22 protein-coding genes are annotated in these 15,248 nt (G+C 50.7%); 16 read left to right on the forward strand and 6 right to left on the reverse strand.

Annotated features, from left to right (window positions below; translation table 11 throughout):
* Positions 1-5: 5 nt before the first annotated feature.
* The 10 genes from secY to ACIPDS_RS20310 all read left to right on the forward strand — a co-directional run bounded on the left by secY (position 6) and on the right by ACIPDS_RS20310 (position 5,718).
* The gene (secY, locus tag ACIPDS_RS20265; RefSeq protein ID WP_062779428.1) at positions 6-1,337 is read left to right on the forward strand and encodes a preprotein translocase subunit SecY; all 1,332 of its coding nucleotides are present in this window, start codon (positions 6-8) and stop codon (positions 1,335-1,337) included.
* Between the two features lie 31 nt (positions 1,338-1,368).
* Positions 1,369-1,485: a 50S ribosomal protein L36 gene (gene rpmJ / locus ACIPDS_RS20270; RefSeq protein WP_000868187.1), complete on the forward strand. Its 117-nt coding sequence runs from the start codon at positions 1,369-1,371 to the stop codon at positions 1,483-1,485.
* Positions 1,486-1,631: 146 nt separating this feature from the next.
* Positions 1,632-1,988, forward strand: coding sequence for a 30S ribosomal protein S13 (gene rpsM, locus ACIPDS_RS20275; protein ID WP_052284892.1), 357 nt, complete (start codon positions 1,632-1,634; stop codon positions 1,986-1,988).
* A 16-nt stretch (positions 1,989-2,004) separates the two neighbouring features.
* Positions 2,005-2,394: a 30S ribosomal protein S11 gene (rpsK, locus tag ACIPDS_RS20280; RefSeq protein ID WP_062779424.1), complete on the forward strand. Its 390-nt coding sequence runs from the start codon at positions 2,005-2,007 to the stop codon at positions 2,392-2,394.
* A 32-nt stretch (positions 2,395-2,426) separates the two neighbouring features.
* Positions 2,427-3,047, forward strand: a complete 621-nt coding sequence (gene rpsD / locus ACIPDS_RS20285) for a 30S ribosomal protein S4 (RefSeq protein WP_062779422.1) — start codon at positions 2,427-2,429, stop codon at positions 3,045-3,047.
* A 25-nt stretch (positions 3,048-3,072) separates the two neighbouring features.
* Positions 3,073-4,062, forward strand: a complete 990-nt coding sequence (locus ACIPDS_RS20290) for a DNA-directed RNA polymerase subunit alpha (protein ID WP_002919219.1) — start codon at positions 3,073-3,075, stop codon at positions 4,060-4,062.
* Between the two features lie 40 nt (positions 4,063-4,102).
* Positions 4,103-4,489 carry a 50S ribosomal protein L17 gene (gene rplQ / locus ACIPDS_RS20295; protein ID WP_001216372.1) on the forward strand — a complete coding sequence of 129 codons (387 nt, stop codon included), beginning with the start codon at positions 4,103-4,105 and terminating at the stop codon, positions 4,487-4,489.
* Between the two features lie 104 nt (positions 4,490-4,593).
* Positions 4,594-5,010 carry a DUF1992 domain-containing protein gene (locus ACIPDS_RS20300; RefSeq protein ID WP_400739794.1) on the forward strand — a complete coding sequence of 139 codons (417 nt, stop codon included), beginning with the start codon at positions 4,594-4,596 and terminating at the stop codon, positions 5,008-5,010.
* On the forward strand, positions 4,964-5,386 hold the full coding sequence (gene zntR, locus ACIPDS_RS20305; RefSeq protein ID WP_400739797.1) for a Zn(2+)-responsive transcriptional regulator: 423 nt from the start codon (positions 4,964-4,966) through the stop codon (positions 5,384-5,386). Before ACIPDS_RS20300 ends, zntR begins: the two co-directional genes overlap by 47 nt.
* Before the next feature lie 68 nt (positions 5,387-5,454).
* Positions 5,455-5,718, forward strand: a complete 264-nt coding sequence (locus ACIPDS_RS20310) for an alternative ribosome-rescue factor A (RefSeq protein WP_400739800.1) — start codon at positions 5,455-5,457, stop codon at positions 5,716-5,718.
* On the opposite strand, the gene mscL is transcribed toward ACIPDS_RS20310, so the two are convergent.
* The 5 genes from mscL to def form a co-directional block, all read right to left on the reverse strand.
* Positions 5,671-6,081 carry a large-conductance mechanosensitive channel protein MscL gene (gene mscL, locus ACIPDS_RS20315; protein WP_062779415.1) on the reverse strand — a complete coding sequence of 137 codons (411 nt, stop codon included), beginning with the start codon at positions 6,079-6,081 and terminating at the stop codon, positions 5,671-5,673. The genes ACIPDS_RS20310 and mscL overlap by 48 nt on opposite strands.
* Positions 6,082-6,226: 145 nt before the next feature.
* A complete protein-coding gene (gene trkA, locus ACIPDS_RS20320; protein ID WP_166517309.1) occupies positions 6,227-7,603 on the reverse strand; it encodes a Trk system potassium transporter TrkA in 1,377 nt (458 codons plus the stop codon).
* 21 nt (positions 7,604-7,624) lie between these two features.
* The gene (rsmB, locus tag ACIPDS_RS20325) at positions 7,625-8,914 is read right to left on the reverse strand and encodes a 16S rRNA (cytosine(967)-C(5))-methyltransferase RsmB (protein ID WP_400739805.1); all 1,290 of its coding nucleotides are present in this window, start codon (positions 8,912-8,914) and stop codon (positions 7,625-7,627) included.
* 53 nt (positions 8,915-8,967) lie between these two features.
* Entirely contained in the window at positions 8,968-9,915 is a 948-nt protein-coding gene (fmt, locus tag ACIPDS_RS20330; protein ID WP_400739807.1) for a methionyl-tRNA formyltransferase, read from the reverse strand.
* Between the two features lie 14 nt (positions 9,916-9,929).
* Positions 9,930-10,439, reverse strand: a complete 510-nt coding sequence (gene def / locus ACIPDS_RS20335) for a peptide deformylase (protein ID WP_166517312.1) — start codon at positions 10,437-10,439, stop codon at positions 9,930-9,932.
* A gap of 130 nt (positions 10,440-10,569) precedes the next feature.
* Between def and dprA the strand changes: the two genes are divergently transcribed.
* The 6 genes from dprA to ACIPDS_RS20365 are packed head-to-tail and all read left to right on the forward strand — an operon-like array spanning position 10,570 to position 14,361.
* The gene (gene dprA / locus ACIPDS_RS20340; protein ID WP_400739811.1) at positions 10,570-11,694 is read left to right on the forward strand and encodes a DNA-protecting protein DprA; all 1,125 of its coding nucleotides are present in this window, start codon (positions 10,570-10,572) and stop codon (positions 11,692-11,694) included.
* The gene (gene smg, locus ACIPDS_RS20345; protein ID WP_166517314.1) at positions 11,666-12,139 is read left to right on the forward strand and encodes a DUF494 family protein Smg; all 474 of its coding nucleotides are present in this window, start codon (positions 11,666-11,668) and stop codon (positions 12,137-12,139) included. Before dprA ends, smg begins: the two co-directional genes overlap by 29 nt.
* Before the next feature lie 26 nt (positions 12,140-12,165).
* Positions 12,166-12,720 (forward strand): type I DNA topoisomerase, encoded by a 555-nt coding sequence (locus ACIPDS_RS20350; RefSeq protein WP_400739816.1) that lies wholly within the window; start codon positions 12,166-12,168, stop codon positions 12,718-12,720.
* Positions 12,713-13,285, forward strand: coding sequence for an L-threonylcarbamoyladenylate synthase type 1 TsaC (gene tsaC / locus ACIPDS_RS20355; protein WP_400739819.1), 573 nt, complete (start codon positions 12,713-12,715; stop codon positions 13,283-13,285). Before ACIPDS_RS20350 ends, tsaC begins: the two co-directional genes overlap by 8 nt.
* 3 nt (positions 13,286-13,288) lie before the next feature.
* Entirely contained in the window at positions 13,289-14,107 is an 819-nt protein-coding gene (aroE, locus tag ACIPDS_RS20360) for a shikimate dehydrogenase (protein WP_400739821.1), read from the forward strand.
* Entirely contained in the window at positions 14,104-14,361 is a 258-nt protein-coding gene (locus tag ACIPDS_RS20365; RefSeq protein ID WP_400739823.1) for a DUF1488 domain-containing protein, read from the forward strand. The genes aroE and ACIPDS_RS20365 overlap by 4 nt, the downstream gene beginning before the upstream one ends.
* Here ACIPDS_RS20365 and ACIPDS_RS20370 read toward each other — a convergent pair.
* Positions 14,337-14,891: a gamma carbonic anhydrase family protein gene (locus ACIPDS_RS20370; RefSeq protein ID WP_166517319.1), complete on the reverse strand. Its 555-nt coding sequence runs from the start codon at positions 14,889-14,891 to the stop codon at positions 14,337-14,339. The genes ACIPDS_RS20365 and ACIPDS_RS20370 overlap by 25 nt on opposite strands.
* Positions 14,892-15,248 lie beyond the last annotated feature (357 nt).

Consider the following 15,248-nt stretch of genomic DNA (forward strand, 5'->3'; position numbering starts at 1 on the left):
AGCAGATGGCTAAACAACCGGGATTAGATTTTCAAAGTGCCAAAGGTGGCTTAGGCGAGCTGAAACGCAGACTGTTGTTTGTAATCGGTGCGCTTATTGTGTTCCGTATTGGCTCTTTCATTCCGATCCCTGGTATTGATGCCGCTGTACTTGCCAAACTGCTTGAGCAACAGCGAGGCACCATCATTGAAATGTTCAACATGTTCTCTGGTGGTGCTCTCAGCCGTGCTTCAATCTTTGCCCTGGGTATCATGCCGTATATTTCGGCATCGATTATTATCCAGCTGTTAACGGTGGTTCATCCAACGTTAGCTGAAATCAAGAAAGAAGGGGAGTCTGGTCGTCGTAAGATCAGCCAGTACACCCGTTACGGCACTCTGGTGCTGGCAATATTCCAGTCGATCGGTATTGCTACCGGTCTACCGAATATGCCTGGTATGCAAGGTCTGGTATTAAACCCAGGCTTTGCATTCTATTTCACCGCTGTTGTGAGTCTGGTTACAGGGACTATGTTCCTGATGTGGCTCGGCGAACAGATTACTGAGCGTGGTATCGGCAACGGTATCTCAATCATTATCTTCGCTGGTATCGTTGCGGGACTCCCGCCAGCCATTGCCCATACTATCGAGCAAGCGCGTCAAGGCGACCTGCACTTCCTCCTGTTGCTGTTGGTTGCAGTATTAGTGTTTGCAGTGACGTTCTTTGTTGTATTCGTTGAACGTGGTCAACGCCGCATTGTGGTAAACTACGCAAAACGTCAGCAAGGTCGTCGTGTCTATGCTGCACAGAGCACACATTTACCGCTGAAAGTGAATATGGCAGGGGTTATCCCAGCAATCTTCGCTTCCAGTATTATTCTGTTCCCGGCGACCATCGCGTCATGGTTCGGGGGCGGTACCGGTTGGAACTGGCTGACAACAATTTCGCTGTATTTGCAGCCTGGGCAACCGCTTTATGTGTTACTCTATGCGTCTGCAATCATCTTCTTCTGTTTCTTCTACACGGCGTTGGTCTTCAACCCGCGTGAAACAGCAGATAACCTGAAGAAGTCCGGTGCATTTGTACCAGGAATTCGTCCGGGAGAGCAAACGGCGAAGTATATCGATAAAGTAATGACTCGTCTGACCCTGGTTGGTGCGTTGTATATTACCTTTATCTGCCTGATCCCGGAGTTCATGCGTGATGCAATGAAAGTGCCGTTCTACTTCGGTGGGACCTCGCTACTGATCGTTGTGGTCGTGATTATGGACTTTATGGCTCAAGTGCAAACTCTGATGATGTCAAGTCAGTACGAGTCTGCATTGAAGAAGGCGAACCTCAAAGGCTATAGCCGCTAAAAGGTCGCTCGAGAAGTTACGGAGAGTAAAAATGAAAGTTCGTGCTTCCGTCAAGAAATTATGCCGTAACTGCAAAATCGTTAAGCGTGATGGTGTCATCCGTGTGATTTGCAGTGCCGAACCAAAGCATAAACAGCGCCAAGGCTGATTTATTCGCATATTTTTCTTGCAAAGTTGGGTTGAGCTGGCTAGATTAGCCAGCCAATCTTTTGTATGTCTGTGCGTTACCATTTGAGTATCCTGAAAACGGGCTTTTCGGTATGGTGCGTACATATTAAATAGTAGGAGTGCATAGTGGCCCGTATAGCAGGCATTAACATTCCTGATCAGAAACATGCTGTGATCGCATTAACTTCGATCTATGGCGTCGGTAAGACCCGTTCTAAAGCCATTCTGGCTGCAGCGGGTATCGCTGAAAATGTTAAGATCAGTGAGCTGTCTGAAGGACAAATCGACACGCTGCGTGACGAAGTTGCCAAATTTGTCGTTGAAGGTGATCTGCGCCGTGAAGTTAGCATGAGCATCAAGCGTCTTATGGATCTTGGTTGCTATCGCGGTTTGCGTCATCGTCGTGGTCTCCCGGTTCGCGGCCAGCGTACCAAGACCAACGCACGTACCCGTAAGGGTCCGCGCAAACCGATCAAGAAATAATCGGGGTGATTGAATAATGGCAAAGGCACCAGTTCGTGCACGTAAGCGTGTAAGAAAACAAGTCTCTGATGGCGTGGCTCATATCCATGCTTCTTTTAACAACACCATCGTTACTATTACCGATCGTCAGGGTAATGCGCTGGGTTGGGCAACAGCCGGTGGTTCCGGTTTCCGTGGTTCGCGCAAATCTACTCCGTTCGCAGCTCAGGTTGCAGCAGAGCGTTGTGCTGATTCCGTAAAAGAATACGGCATCAAGAATCTGGAAGTTATGGTTAAAGGTCCGGGTCCAGGCCGCGAATCAACTATTCGTGCTCTGAACGCCGCTGGTTTCCGCATCACTAACATTACTGATGTGACTCCGATCCCTCATAACGGTTGTCGTCCACCGAAAAAACGTCGCGTATAACGCCTCGTTTCTAGGATTGTTGGAGAAAGAAAATGGCAAGATATTTGGGTCCTAAGCTCAAGCTTAGCCGTCGCGAGGGCACCGACTTATTCCTTAAGTCTGGCGTTCGTGCGATCGATACCAAGTGTAAAATTGAACAAGCTCCTGGCCAGCACGGTGCGCGTAAACCGCGTCTGTCTGACTATGGTGTTCAGTTGCGTGAAAAGCAGAAAGTTCGTCGTACTTACGGCGTGCTGGAGCGTCAGTTCCGTAACTATTATCAAGAAGCAGCGCGTCTGAAAGGCAACACCGGTGAAAACCTGTTGACTCTGCTGGAAGGTCGTCTGGACAACGTAGTATACCGTATGGGCTTTGGCGCAACTCGTGCCGAGTCACGCCAGTTGGTTAGCCACAAAGCAATCATGGTAAACGGTCGTGTTGTTAACATCGCTTCTTATCAGGTTAAAGCGAATGACGTTGTTAGCATTCGTGAGAAAGCGAAAAAGCAATCTCGCGTTAAAGCCGCTCTGGAGCTGGCTGAACAGCGTGAAAAGCCAACCTGGCTGGAAGTTGATGCTGCTAAGATGGAAGGTACGTTCAAGCGTCAGCCTGAGCGTTCTGATCTGTCTGCGGACATTAACGAACACCTGATCGTCGAGCTTTACTCCAAGTAAAGCTTAGTACCAAAGAGAGGACACAATGCAGGGTTCTGTGACAGAGTTTCTAAAACCGCGCCTGGTAGATATCGAGCAAGTGAGTTCGACGCACGCCAAGGTGACCCTTGAGCCTTTAGAGCGTGGCTTTGGCCATACTCTGGGTAACGCACTGCGCCGTATTCTGCTCTCATCGATGCCGGGTTGCGCGGTGACCGAGGTTGAGATTGATGGTGTACTTCATGAGTACAGCACCAAAGAAGGCGTTCAGGAAGATATCCTTGAAATCCTGCTCAACCTGAAAGGGCTGGCGGTGAGAGTTCAGGGTAAAGATGAAGTTATTCTTACCTTGAATAAATCTGGCATTGGCCCTGTGACCGCAGCCGATATCACCCATGATGGGGATGTCGAAATCGTCAAGCCTCAGCACGTGATCTGCCACCTGACCGATGAGAATGCAGCTATTAGCATGCGTATCAAAGTTCAGCGCGGTCGTGGTTATGTGCCGGCGTCTGCCCGAATTCATTCGGAAGAAGATGAGCGCCCGATCGGCCGTCTGTTGGTCGACGCCTGCTACAGCCCTGTAGAGCGTATTGCCTACAATGTTGAAGCAGCGCGTGTAGAACAGCGTACCGACCTGGACAAGCTGGTCATCGAGATGGAAACCAACGGCACAATCGATCCTGAAGAGGCGATTCGTCGTGCGGCAACCATTCTGGCTGAACAACTGGAAGCTTTCGTTGACTTACGTGATGTACGTCAGCCGGAAGTTAAAGAAGAGAAACCAGAGTTCGATCCGATCCTGCTGCGCCCTGTTGACGATCTGGAATTGACTGTCCGCTCTGCTAACTGCCTCAAGGCAGAAGCTATCCACTATATCGGTGATCTGGTACAGCGTACCGAGGTTGAGTTGCTGAAAACGCCGAACCTGGGTAAAAAATCTCTTACCGAGATTAAAGACGTGCTGGCTTCACGTGGTTTGTCTCTGGGCATGCGCCTGGAAAACTGGCCACCGGCAAGCATTGCTGACGAGTAACCGGATCACAGGTTAAGGTTTTACTGAGAAGGATAAGGTCATGCGCCATCGTAAGAGTGGTCGTCAACTGAACCGCAACAGCAGCCATCGCCAGGCTATGTTCCGTAACATGGCTGGTTCGCTGGTTCGTCATGAGATCATCAAGACGACCCTGCCGAAAGCGAAAGAACTGCGTCGCGTAGTTGAACCGCTGATTACTCTTGCCAAGACTGATAGCGTTGCTAATCGTCGTCTGGCATTCGCCCGTACTCGTGATAACGAGATCGTGGCAAAACTGTTTAACGAGCTGGGCCCGCGTTTCGCGAGCCGCGCCGGTGGTTACACTCGCATTCTGAAGTGTGGCTTCCGTGCAGGCGACAATGCGCCGATGGCATACATCGAGCTGGTTGATCGCTCTGAGTCGAAAGCAGAAGCAGCTGCAGAGTAATCTGTAGTAAAGTAAAAAAACCCGCCTCGGCGGGTTTTTTTATATCCCCTCCACCACCATGATCCTACAATATTCCTGTTCTTTCTTGTCTTTCAGAGGAAGTTATGTGGCTACTTGATCAATGGGCGGAGCGTCATATTATTGATGCACAGCGCAAGGGTGAATTTGATAACCTTCCCGGTCAGGGCGAGCCCCTCACTCTGGATGATGACTCCTGCGTTCCAGAAGAACTCCGTGTCGGTTTCAGGCTACTTAAAAATGCGGGTTGTCTGCCCCCGGAAATTGAGCTGCGTAAAGACGCTATCGCCTTATCTGATTTACTTAAAGGTATTCGCGAGGATGATGAGCGCTATCAAGAGCTCAGCCGTCGATTAGTTTTGCTGGAAATGAAATTGCAACAAGCCGGGCTGAATACGGATTTTTTGCACGGGGATTACGCGTACAAATTGCTGCACAAAATTGAGGAGGAGTCTGATGTTCAAAATTGGCGAGCTGGCGAAACTGGCGGGGGTAACCCCTGATACTGTCCGCTATTATGAAAAGCAGCAGATGATGAGCCACGATATCAGAACTGAAGGGGGCTTTCGTCTCTATACAGCTGACGATCTTCAGCGCCTTAAGTTTATCCGACATGCCCGGCAATTAGGCTTTACGTTAGAATCGATCCGTGAACTATTGTCGATCCGCGTGGATCCAGAACACCATACCTGCCAGGAGTCAAAAGGCATCGTTCAGGCCCGCCTGAGCGAGGTTGAATCACGTATTGCAGAGCTGCAAGCAATGCAACAGGCGCTGAGCAAGCTCAATGACGCTTGTTGTGGCACATCACACAGCAGTGAGTTTTGCTCTATTCTTGGCATACTTGAGCAAGGGGCCGAGGCGAGCACAAATGGTTAATGGTTGTTGAGTGTTGGGGTATTTAGAATTACACTCAGCGCGTATTTAATATCCAATCTGGAGAAGTTATGAGCCGCTATCAACATACGAAGGGGCAAATAAATGACAATGCCCTGGAAGCGTTACTGCACGATCCACTATTTCGTCAGCGCGTTGAAAAGAATAAGAAGGGAAAAGGAAGTTATTTACGTAAGGAAAAACACGGTAAACAGTATGGTCGGGAGGCCAGTGGCAAACAAGCGATGCGCTTTTTTACCACTGGCTTTCTGCTTTCTGTGATTAGATTAAGAACGGTTGTTCTGTTCTTTCAGCAGGTCGCGAATTTCCGATAACAGCACTTCTTCTTTTGTTGGAGCAGGAGCGGCAGCCGGCTCTTCTTTCTTACGATTTAACTTATTGATTAGCTTAATCGCCATGAAGATGGCAAAAGCGACAATGATAAAATCAAAAATGTTCTGAATAAACACGCCATAGTGCATAACGACTGCTGGCACGTCGCCCTGCGCATCACGCAGCGTGACGGCGAACTGTTTAAAATCAATCCCACCAATTAAAAGCCCCAGTGGCGGCATGATGATATCCGCAACTAAAGACGATACGATCTTACCAAATGCGGCACCAATAATGACACCCACCGCCAAATCAACAACATTCCCGCGCATCGCGAATTCGCGAAACTCTTTAATCATGCTCATTTTATTCTCCCTTGGGCAACTGACGCTTATAAGTTTAACAAATGTTTATCTATTTTCCATTGGTGATAATAAATATGAGTATATTAATTAACCCTCTGATTTGAGTGGGTTAATAAAAAGGCGCTCATTGAGCGCCGGATAAAAATTAAAGGAAGAAGGGACTTGGCTGGAAGAGTCTTTCCACATCGGATATATATTTTTTATCCGTCAGGAACATGATGACGTGATCGCCTTGTTCAATTCGCAGATTATCATTGGCAATCATAACGTCGTTTCCACGAACGACCGCGCCGATAATGGTACCCGGCGGCAGCTTGATTTCATCAATAACCCGGCCCACCACGCGTGATGTGCTTTCATCACCGTGTGCGACGGCTTCGATGGCTTCAGCGACACCACGGCGCAGCGAGGAAACGCCGACAATGTCCGCTTTACGCACGTGGCTGAGTAAGGCGGAGATCGTTGCCTGCTGTGGTGAGATCGCAATATCAATCACGCTACCCTGCACGAGATCGACATACGCTTTACGCTGGATAAGCACCATGACTTTTTTGGCCCCCATCCGTTTAGCCAGCATGGCAGACATGATATTGGCTTCATCATCGTTGGTCACAGCAATAAACAGATCAACTTGATCGATATGCTCTTCTGCCAGAAGTTCTTGATCCGATGCGTCGCCAAAGAAGACGATCGTATTTTGCAGTTTTTCCGCAAGCTCCGCCGCGCGCTGCTGATTACGTTCAATCAGTTTCACGCTGTAATCTTTTTCCAGCTGATGTGCGAGTCCTGCGCCAATGTTGCCACCGCCAACCAGCATAATTCGCTTGTAGGGTTTCTCCAGACGCTGTAGCTCACTCATCACCGCTCGAATATGCTGTGATGCGGCGATAAAGAAGACTTCATCCCCGGCTTCAACAATGGTTGAGCCCTGTGGTCTGATGGGACGATCGTGGCGGAAAATGGCGGCCACTCGGGTATCAATGTGCGGCATATGGTCGCGCATAGTCGAGAGCGCATTACCCACCAGAGGCCCGCCGTAGTAGGCTTTCACCACTGCCAGGCTGACCTTGCCTTCAGCGAAGTTCACCACCTGCAGTGCACCCGGGTACTCAATTAAGCGATAGATATTGTCGATAACCAGCTGCTCCGGCGCAATCAGGTGATCAATCGGCACGGCATCGCTTTGGAACAGCTTATCGGCATCACGGACATAATCAGGTGAGCGAATACGTGCGATACGATTTGGCGTATTGAATAACGAATAGGCAACCTGGCAGGCCACCATATTCGTTTCATCCGAACTGGTTACGGCAACCAGCATATCGGCATCATCGGCGCCCGCTTCGCGTAAAACGCGAGGATGGGAAGCGTGGCCCTGAACAACGCGTAGATCGAATTTATCCTGCAGGCTGCGAAGTCGCTCGCCGTTAGTATCGATAATCGTGATGTCGTTATTTTCCCCGACCAGGTTTTCCGCAAGCGTCCCGCCGACTTGCCCGGCGCCCAGAATGATAATTTTCATCAGTTACGACCCGTTATCTCATCATTTCTTGATTAGCTTAGCGTAGAAGAAGCCGTCTCCTTCCTCCGCACCCGGTAAATTCTGACGTCCAGGCTGCTCCGGCGTACCGGTCTCGCTCAGTACGGCCTCCGGTGTTCTTGCCAGGAACGCGGCGATTTGCTGCTGATTTTCTTCCGGCAGGATTGAACAGGTTGCATAAACCAGCGTGCCACCGGTCTTGAGGTGCTTCCAGGTCGCATCAAGGATCTCGGCCTGAAGCTGTGCAAGCTCGGCGATATCACGATCGCGGCGGAGCCATTTAATATCCGGGTGACGGCGAATTACGCCGGTTGCCGAGCAAGGCGCATCCAGCAAAATTCGATCAAACTGCTGCTCGCCACACCATTGTTCTGGATAACGGCCATCACCTTGTTTAACCGTTGCCTTCATGCCTAGACGTTTCAGGTTATCGTAGACGCGAGAAAGGCGCTTTTCATCAACGTCGACGGCCATAACATCCGCTTGTGGAGCAACTTCAAGTATATGGGTTGTCTTGCCGCCAGGCGCACAGCACAGATCAAGGATCTGTTCGCCATTTTGCGGCTGTAAATAGTTAACGCATCCCTGGGCCGAGGCATCCTGAACGGTCACCCAACCCTGCTCAAAACCGGGAAGTGCCAATACTGAGGTTGGGGTTTCCAGACGCACGGCATCAGGATAATCCGGGTGAGGGAATCCGCTAAGACCCGTTTCTGCCAGTAGAGCTAACCATGCGTCGCGAGAGTGATGATTACGGTTAACGCGAAGCCACATAGGTGGTCGCTGATTATTGGCTTCAAGAATACTTTGCCACTGTTGCGGGTAGGCGTCCCTGATACGCTTCACTAGCCATGATGGATGTAAGAAACGTAGTTCAGTTTGCGCAAACTCATTCAGCAGTTCTTCCTGTCGACGCTGGAACTGACGGAGTACGCCGTTAATCAATCCTTTCAACTGTTGACGCTTAATGACTACAGCGCCTTCAACGGTCTCGGCAAGCGCGGCGTGAGGAGGTATACGGGTATAGAGCAGCTGATAAAAGCCCACCATGATCAAATAGTGAACCGTTCGCTGTTTGCCCGTCATCGGGCGCTCCATCAGCTGTTTAATCATCCATTCCAGCTGGGAGAGCGAGCGCAGCACGCCAAAGCAGAGCTCCTGAAGCAATGCTTTATCTTTATCGCCGACTTTTTGCTGTAGTGCGGGGAGTACGTTGCTTAACGACTGCCCTTTTTCCACGACCTGCTCAACGGCCTGGGCCGCCATACTGCGTAAATTCAGTTGTTTTTTCATAACCGTAAAAATAAAAATGCCCGGAGACTCCGGGCTTTAAAAGGGATGAACCGTTAGAGAAGGCGGTTTCCGGGTACAAACCACTCCCGGCGCGAATTCAGTAGATCCTGCGCACTCATGGCTTTTTTACCTGCCGGTTGCAGGGAGATAAGATTCAAAATCCCGTCCCCCGTTGCGACCTGGATACCCTGGCGGGTGGCTTCCAGAATTGTGCCCGGTACAGCATTTGCCGGTTTATCGATTACCGTCGCTTGCCAGATCTTGATTGGCTGATCGTCAATCACGATATAGCTCATCGGCCATGGATTAAAGGCGCGAATACAGCGCTCCAGTTGAGCGGCGCTTAGCGTCCAGTCAACTCGGGCTTCTTCTTTGCTGAGTTTCTCTGCGTAGCTAACCTGCGCTTCATCCTGAACTTCTGGTTTTGCCGTACCGGACGCCAACAGACTCAGCGTATCCAGGAGACCCTGTGGGCCAAGCTCTGCCAGCTTGTCGTAGAGGCTGGCGCTAGTGTCGTCAGCGGTAATGGGACAGGAAAGCTTATGCAGCATATCGCCCGTGTCTAACCCAACGTCCATCTGCATGATGGTCACGCCGGTTTCGGTATCGCCAGCCCACAGCGAGCGCTGAATGGGGGCCGCGCCGCGCCAGCGAGGCAGCAGAGAACCATGGACGTTAATGCATCCAAGACGCGGCATTGCCAGTACGGCTTTCGGCAGTATCAGCCCATAGGCTACAACGACCATCACGTCAGCGTGTAATTCGGCGACCAGCTTCTGGTTTTCTTCAGGACGCAATGAGACCGGCTGGAAAACGGGGATACCTTTCTCTTCAGCCAATACTTTTACCGGGCTTGGCATCAGCTTCTTACCGCGACCCGCAGGGCGATCCGGCTGGGTAAAGACGCCGACTACCTGGTGCTCAGACGACAACAGCGCGTCGAGATGACGCGCTGCAAAATCAGGGGTGCCCGCAAAAATAATACGTAATGAATCTGACACGTTAATCTTTATCCTTACGGACGCGCGTTCAGGCGATCCAGTTTTTCAACTTTCTGACGAATACGTTGCTGTTTGAGCGGAGACAGATAATCGATAAACAGCTTACCGACTAAATGATCCATTTCATGCTGAATGCAGATAGCGAGCAGCTCATCAGCTTCCAGTTCAAATGGCTGACCATTCCGGTCGAGGGCGCGGATTTTCACACGCTCAGCGCGAGGAACTAACGCCCGCTGTTCAGGAATAGACAAGCAGCCTTCTTCAATGCCCGTCTCACCGTCTTTTTCCAGCAGTTCTGGGTTAATCAGCACCAGTTGCTGGTCGCGATTTTCGGAAACATCAATCACGATGATACGTTTGTGGATATCGACCTGAGTTGCGGCCAGACCAATACCTTCCTCTGCGTACATCGTTTCGAACATGTCGTCGACGATACGCTGGATTTCATCATTCACTTCTTTGACCGGCTCAGCGACTTTGCGAAGACGCTCGTCCGGGATATGTAACACTTGCAAAACTGCCATAAATATCCAGAGTTCTGTTCAGGAGTAGGAAAGATTATTACCTCTATTCTAGACAAAACCCCCTCTAATTGACAGCATCAGTGACCAATCGCAAGGATTGCTGATGCCGCATATGGCAAGGGAGAAAAGGATGTCACCAGAAGAGGTCGCCTTCCGCCTGTTGAAGGTCAATAATTTATATGGTGATGAAATGCTTAACACGTTACGCATTTTGTCCCGGCAGGTCGATATCACTCGCCAGACGCTGTCAACGCTGGGTTTTAGTGTCAAACAGATTGAGCGCTTTTTCTCTTTTACCGCTGCGGAAATGGATGCGGCCAACCGCTGGCTGTCAGATCCTGATAACACGCTGTTGTTTGCTGACGCGCCAGATTATCCAGAAGCTTTACGCGCTATTCGTGATTATCCGGCGGTACTGTGCGTGCGCGGTAATGTGCAAATTTTAAGTTCATTGCAATTAGCAGTGGTGGGAAGCCGTCAGCATTCACTGTACGGTGAGCGATGGGGGCGCTACTTCTGTGAGACGCTCGCACAGCAGGGGCTGACGATTACCAGCGGTCTGGCGCTGGGGATCGACGGCGTTGCCCATCGCGGCGCCTTACAGGCGGGAGGAAAAACGGTAGCGGTACTGGGGAGTGGTCTACAGCATATTTATCCCCATCGTCATCGGGCGCTGGCCGAAAATATCGTGGCTTGCGGTGGCGCTCTTATCTCGGAATTTCCGCTTGCCGCTACCCCAACGCCTTATAATTTTCCTCGCCGGAACCGAATTATTAGCGGATTAAGTCGTGGCGTTCTGGTGGTGGAGGCGGCGCAGCGTAGCGGTTCTCTTGTTACCGCCCGTTGTGCGCTGGAGCAAGGGCGTGACGTTTTTGCTATTCCTGGTCCGCTAGGGCATCCGGGCATGGAAGGCCCGCATTGGCTTATTAAGCAAGGGGCGGTGCTGGTTACTGAACCTGACGATATTCTGGCATTTTTCCCGGTTCCCGACCGCCATTTGCCCAATGGGTCTGAAATGACAAATTATTGTGCAGATAAGGAATCTGTAGCATTGCCATTTCCTGAGCTCCTGGCTAACGTAGGAGATGAGGCAACACCTGTTGACGTCGTCGCTGAACGTGCCGGCCAACCTGTGTCAGTGACTGTGGCTCAGCTACTTGAACTGGAGTTAGCAGGATGGATCGCAGCTGTACCCGGCGGCTATGTCCGATTAAGGAGGGCAGGCCATGTTCGACGTACTAATGTATTTGTTTGAGACCTACATCCATAACGAAACAGAGATGCGCGTAGATCAGGACAGACTTACTCGGGATCTTACCGATGCGGGGTTTGAACGCGAAGATATCTTCAACGCATTAATGTGGCTGGAAAAACTCGCCGACTACCAGGAAGGCCTCGTAGAACCGATGCAGCTTGCGTCCGACCCTCTCTCCGTGCGTATTTTTACGCAAGAAGAGAGTCAACGGCTTGATGCTAGCTGCCGTGGATTCCTGTTATTCCTTGAGCAGATTCAGGTGCTAAACCTCGAAACGCGGGAAATGGTAATTGAGCGCGTGATGGCTCTGGACACCGCGGAGTTTGAACTGGAAGAGCTGAAATGGGTTATTTTGATGGTGCTTTTCAATCTTCCGGGCAGTGAAAACGCGTATGAACAAATGGAAGAATTACTCTTCGAAACGAATGAAGGTATGCTGCACTAATCATTTTTGCGGCATCAAGAGTTGTTATGGTCAAATCAGCACTATTTACGGTGCCTAAAAACGAGCCCTGTCCACAGTGTGGGGCTGAACTGGTCATACGGTCCGGTAAACACGGGCCGTTTCTCGGCTGTTCCCATTATCCGGAATGCGATTATGTCCGTCCCCTGAAAAATCAGGCGGATGGACATATCGTCAAAGTTCTGGAGGGGCAGTCGTGTCCTCTGTGTGGCGCCAACCTGGTGTTGCGCCAGGGGCGTTTTGGCATGTTCATCGGATGTAGCCAGTATCCTGAATGTGAACACACTGAAGTTATCGATAAACCCGATGAAACGGCAATCACTTGCCCCGCGTGTCTGCAAGGACATCTGGTGCAACGCCGTTCCCGCTTTGGTAAAAACTTCTATTCCTGCGATCGCTACCCGGAATGTCAGTTTGTCATTAACTTCACACCGGTTGCGGGGGAATGCCCTGAGTGTCATTACCCGCTGCTTATCGAAAAGAAAACGGCGCAGGGCGTAAAACGTTTTTGTGCCAGTAAACAATGTGGAAAGCCGGTTCCGGCGAAACAAATCAGTGAATAAAAACCTGCCATCAGAGGCCGTACAGCGTGCGGTAGTTGCTCTGAATAATAAAGAAGTTATTGCTTACCCCACTGAGGCCGTGTTCGGCGTGGGTTGTGATCCTGACAGTGAAGAAGCCGTCCAAAAACTGCTTACGTTGAAACAGCGTCCGGTGGATAAGGGCCTCATCTTGATCGCTGCCAGTTTTGAACAGCTTCAACCTTATATAGATGACAGTATGCTAAGCGATGAGCAGCGTGCAACCGTTTTTGCTCGCTGGCCAGGACCGGTGACGTTTGTGTTCCCGGCAAAAGCAACGACGCCGGGTTGGCTGACGGGACGTTTTAGCTCACTGGCCGTCCGCGTAACCGATCATCCGGTAGTTATTGAACTGTGCCGGGCTTACGGCAAGCCGTTGGTTTCAACCAGCGCTAATCTGAGCGGTCAGCCACCATGTCGCACGACGGCTGAAGTTCGCGCGCAGTTTGGCGATGATTTCCCAGTGGTGGATGCGCAAACGGGTGGACGGTTGAATCCATCGGAAATTCTTGATGCCCTGACGGGTGAACGTTTTCGCCAGGGATAATGTATGGAAAGCTATGTCGTTTTTGGCAACCCGATAGCCCACAGTAAATCACCGTTCATTCATGAGCAATTTGCGCAGCAGCTGCAAATTTGCCATCCGTATGGACGTATGCTGGCGCCACTTGATCAGTTTACCGCGACACTGGACGCTTTTTTTGAGCAAGGTGGAAAGGGAGCCAACGTTACCGTTCCCTTTAAAGAAGAGGCGTTTGCCAGAGCGGATGAGCTGACGGAACGTGCGGCGCTGGCAGGCGCGGTCAATACGCTTAAAAGACTTGATGATGGTCGTATCCTGGGTGATAACACCGATGGTATCGGCCTTCTGAGCGATCTTGAGCGGTTGAAGTTAATCAAGCCCGGTTATCGCGTGCTGCTCGTTGGCGCTGGTGGCGCGGCGCGCGGCGTATTGTTGCCATTACTTTCCCTCGACTGTAGCGTGACCGTGACCAACCGCACTTATGCTCGAGCGCAGACCTTAGCTGAACTGTTCAGCCATACGGGGAGCGTCAGCGCGTTGCCCATGTCTGAGCTGGAAGGCCACAAGTTCGAGCTCATCATTAATGCGACCTCCAGCGGGATTGCCGGTGAAATGCTGCCGCTCCCCGCGTCATTAGTGAATGCCCATGTGTGCTGCTATGACATGTTCTATCAAAAAGGGAACACTGCATTTTTAGCGTGGTGCGCAAAGCAGGGGGCTAAACATTATGCTGATGGCTTGGGCATGCTGGTGGGGCAGGCGGCACACGCCGTCTTATTGTGGCATGGTGTTTTGCCCGATGTTGAGCCTGTGATCGAATCACTCAAACGCGAGTTGGGCATATGAACCAGGCCATCCAGTTTCCAGACCGAGAAGAGTGGCGCGCGGATCTCCACGCAGTCTGCTTCCCGGTACTGGTCAGCGGCATGCAGCTCACCTGCGCAATACGCGCTGAAGTGATAGCGCGTCGCTTTGGCGGCGAAGAACCGCAGCAGTGGCTTTTGCGATTTAGCGAAAATCGCTGGGATCTAGAAGAAGAGGCCAGCGATCTTATTCGGGATGGGCAAGAGGACAATCAGGGCTGGGTTTGGCTTTCCTGATTCAGATAATCGTCTTTCCACTTCACGTAGTTATTGGCCGAATAGCGTAATCCTTCGAGTTCGGCCTCTTTCAAAGGCCTGATTTGCTTAACTGGGCTCCCCAGATAAAGATAACCACTCTCCAGCCGCTTATGCTGTGGCACCAGACTACCTGCACCAATCATCACGTCATCTTCAACAATTACACCATCCAGTAATATAGAACCCATACCAACAAGAACTCTATTTCCAATTGTGCAGCCGTGGAGCATGACTTTATGCCCGACGGTGACATCCTCGCCTACGATGAGAGGATTCCCTTGCGGATTTTTAGCTGATTTATGCGTCACGTGCAGTACGCTGCCATCCTGGATATTACTGCGAGCGCCAATCTGGATATAGTTGACGTCACCGCGTGCGGCCACCAATGGCCAGATGCTGACATCATCAGCCAATCGAACGTCACCGACGATCACACTGGAGGCATCGATCATCACGCGATCGCCAATGACGGGGAATAAATCTTTATAGCGGCGTAAAACGGCAGACATATTGACCTCTTTAAAACGCTGTCATTCTTGGGGTTCTTCTCATTATCGGCCCAAATTGTGGGATTAACATCTCAAAAATTAAGCAAATCGCACACTTACAGCGCAAAAAGAGTGAAAAAACGACACTTAGAAAAAAATGTGAGAAAAGGGGTTGTGCTAAAAACAAAGTTCCCTATAATGCGCACCCACTGAGACGGCAAACGTGAATCACTTCACATTAACTAGCCGCTTCGGTTGAAGAGAAAAACCTGAAAATAAACGGTTGACTCTGAAAGAGGAAAGCGTAATATACGCCACCTCGCAACAGTGAGCGAAAGCCGTGTTGCACTGCTCTTTAACAATTTATCAGACAATCTG

It is taken from the genome of Kluyvera sp. NPDC087067, assembly GCF_044745165.1.
Lineage (GTDB): Bacteria > Pseudomonadota > Gammaproteobacteria > Enterobacterales > Enterobacteriaceae > Kluyvera.

Excerpts from the sequence above, each read along its gene's own strand:
- secY (WP_062779428.1), top strand. The coding sequence starts at position 6 with ATGGCTAAACAACCGGGATTAGATTTTCAAAGTGCCAAAGGTGGCTTA.
- rpmJ (WP_000868187.1), top strand. The coding sequence starts at position 1,369 with ATGAAAGTTCGTGCTTCCGTCAAGAAATTATGCCGTAACTGCAAAATC.
- rpsK (WP_062779424.1), top strand. The coding sequence starts at position 2,005 with ATGGCAAAGGCACCAGTTCGTGCACGTAAGCGTGTAAGAAAACAAGTC.
- rpsD (WP_062779422.1), top strand. The coding sequence starts at position 2,427 with ATGGCAAGATATTTGGGTCCTAAGCTCAAGCTTAGCCGTCGCGAGGGC.
- ACIPDS_RS20290 (WP_002919219.1), top strand. The coding sequence starts at position 3,073 with ATGCAGGGTTCTGTGACAGAGTTTCTAAAACCGCGCCTGGTAGATATC.
- rplQ (WP_001216372.1), top strand. The coding sequence starts at position 4,103 with ATGCGCCATCGTAAGAGTGGTCGTCAACTGAACCGCAACAGCAGCCAT.
- ACIPDS_RS20300 (WP_400739794.1), top strand. The coding sequence starts at position 4,594 with ATGTGGCTACTTGATCAATGGGCGGAGCGTCATATTATTGATGCACAG.
- zntR (WP_400739797.1), top strand. The coding sequence starts at position 4,964 with ATGTTCAAAATTGGCGAGCTGGCGAAACTGGCGGGGGTAACCCCTGAT.
- ACIPDS_RS20310 (WP_400739800.1), top strand. The coding sequence starts at position 5,455 with ATGAGCCGCTATCAACATACGAAGGGGCAAATAAATGACAATGCCCTG.
- mscL (WP_062779415.1), bottom strand. The coding sequence starts at position 6,081 with ATGAGCATGATTAAAGAGTTTCGCGAATTCGCGATGCGCGGGAATGTT.
- trkA (WP_166517309.1), bottom strand. The coding sequence starts at position 7,603 with ATGAAAATTATCATTCTGGGCGCCGGGCAAGTCGGCGGGACGCTTGCG.
- rsmB (WP_400739805.1), bottom strand. The coding sequence starts at position 8,914 with ATGAAAAAACAACTGAATTTACGCAGTATGGCGGCCCAGGCCGTTGAG.
- def (WP_166517312.1), bottom strand. The coding sequence starts at position 10,439 with ATGGCAGTTTTGCAAGTGTTACATATCCCGGACGAGCGTCTTCGCAAA.
- dprA (WP_400739811.1), top strand. The coding sequence starts at position 10,570 with ATGTCACCAGAAGAGGTCGCCTTCCGCCTGTTGAAGGTCAATAATTTA.
- smg (WP_166517314.1), top strand. The coding sequence starts at position 11,666 with ATGTTCGACGTACTAATGTATTTGTTTGAGACCTACATCCATAACGAA.
- ACIPDS_RS20350 (WP_400739816.1), top strand. The coding sequence starts at position 12,166 with ATGGTCAAATCAGCACTATTTACGGTGCCTAAAAACGAGCCCTGTCCA.
- aroE (WP_400739821.1), top strand. The coding sequence starts at position 13,289 with ATGGAAAGCTATGTCGTTTTTGGCAACCCGATAGCCCACAGTAAATCA.
- ACIPDS_RS20365 (WP_400739823.1), top strand. The coding sequence starts at position 14,104 with ATGAACCAGGCCATCCAGTTTCCAGACCGAGAAGAGTGGCGCGCGGAT.
- ACIPDS_RS20370 (WP_166517319.1), bottom strand. The coding sequence starts at position 14,891 with ATGTCTGCCGTTTTACGCCGCTATAAAGATTTATTCCCCGTCATTGGC.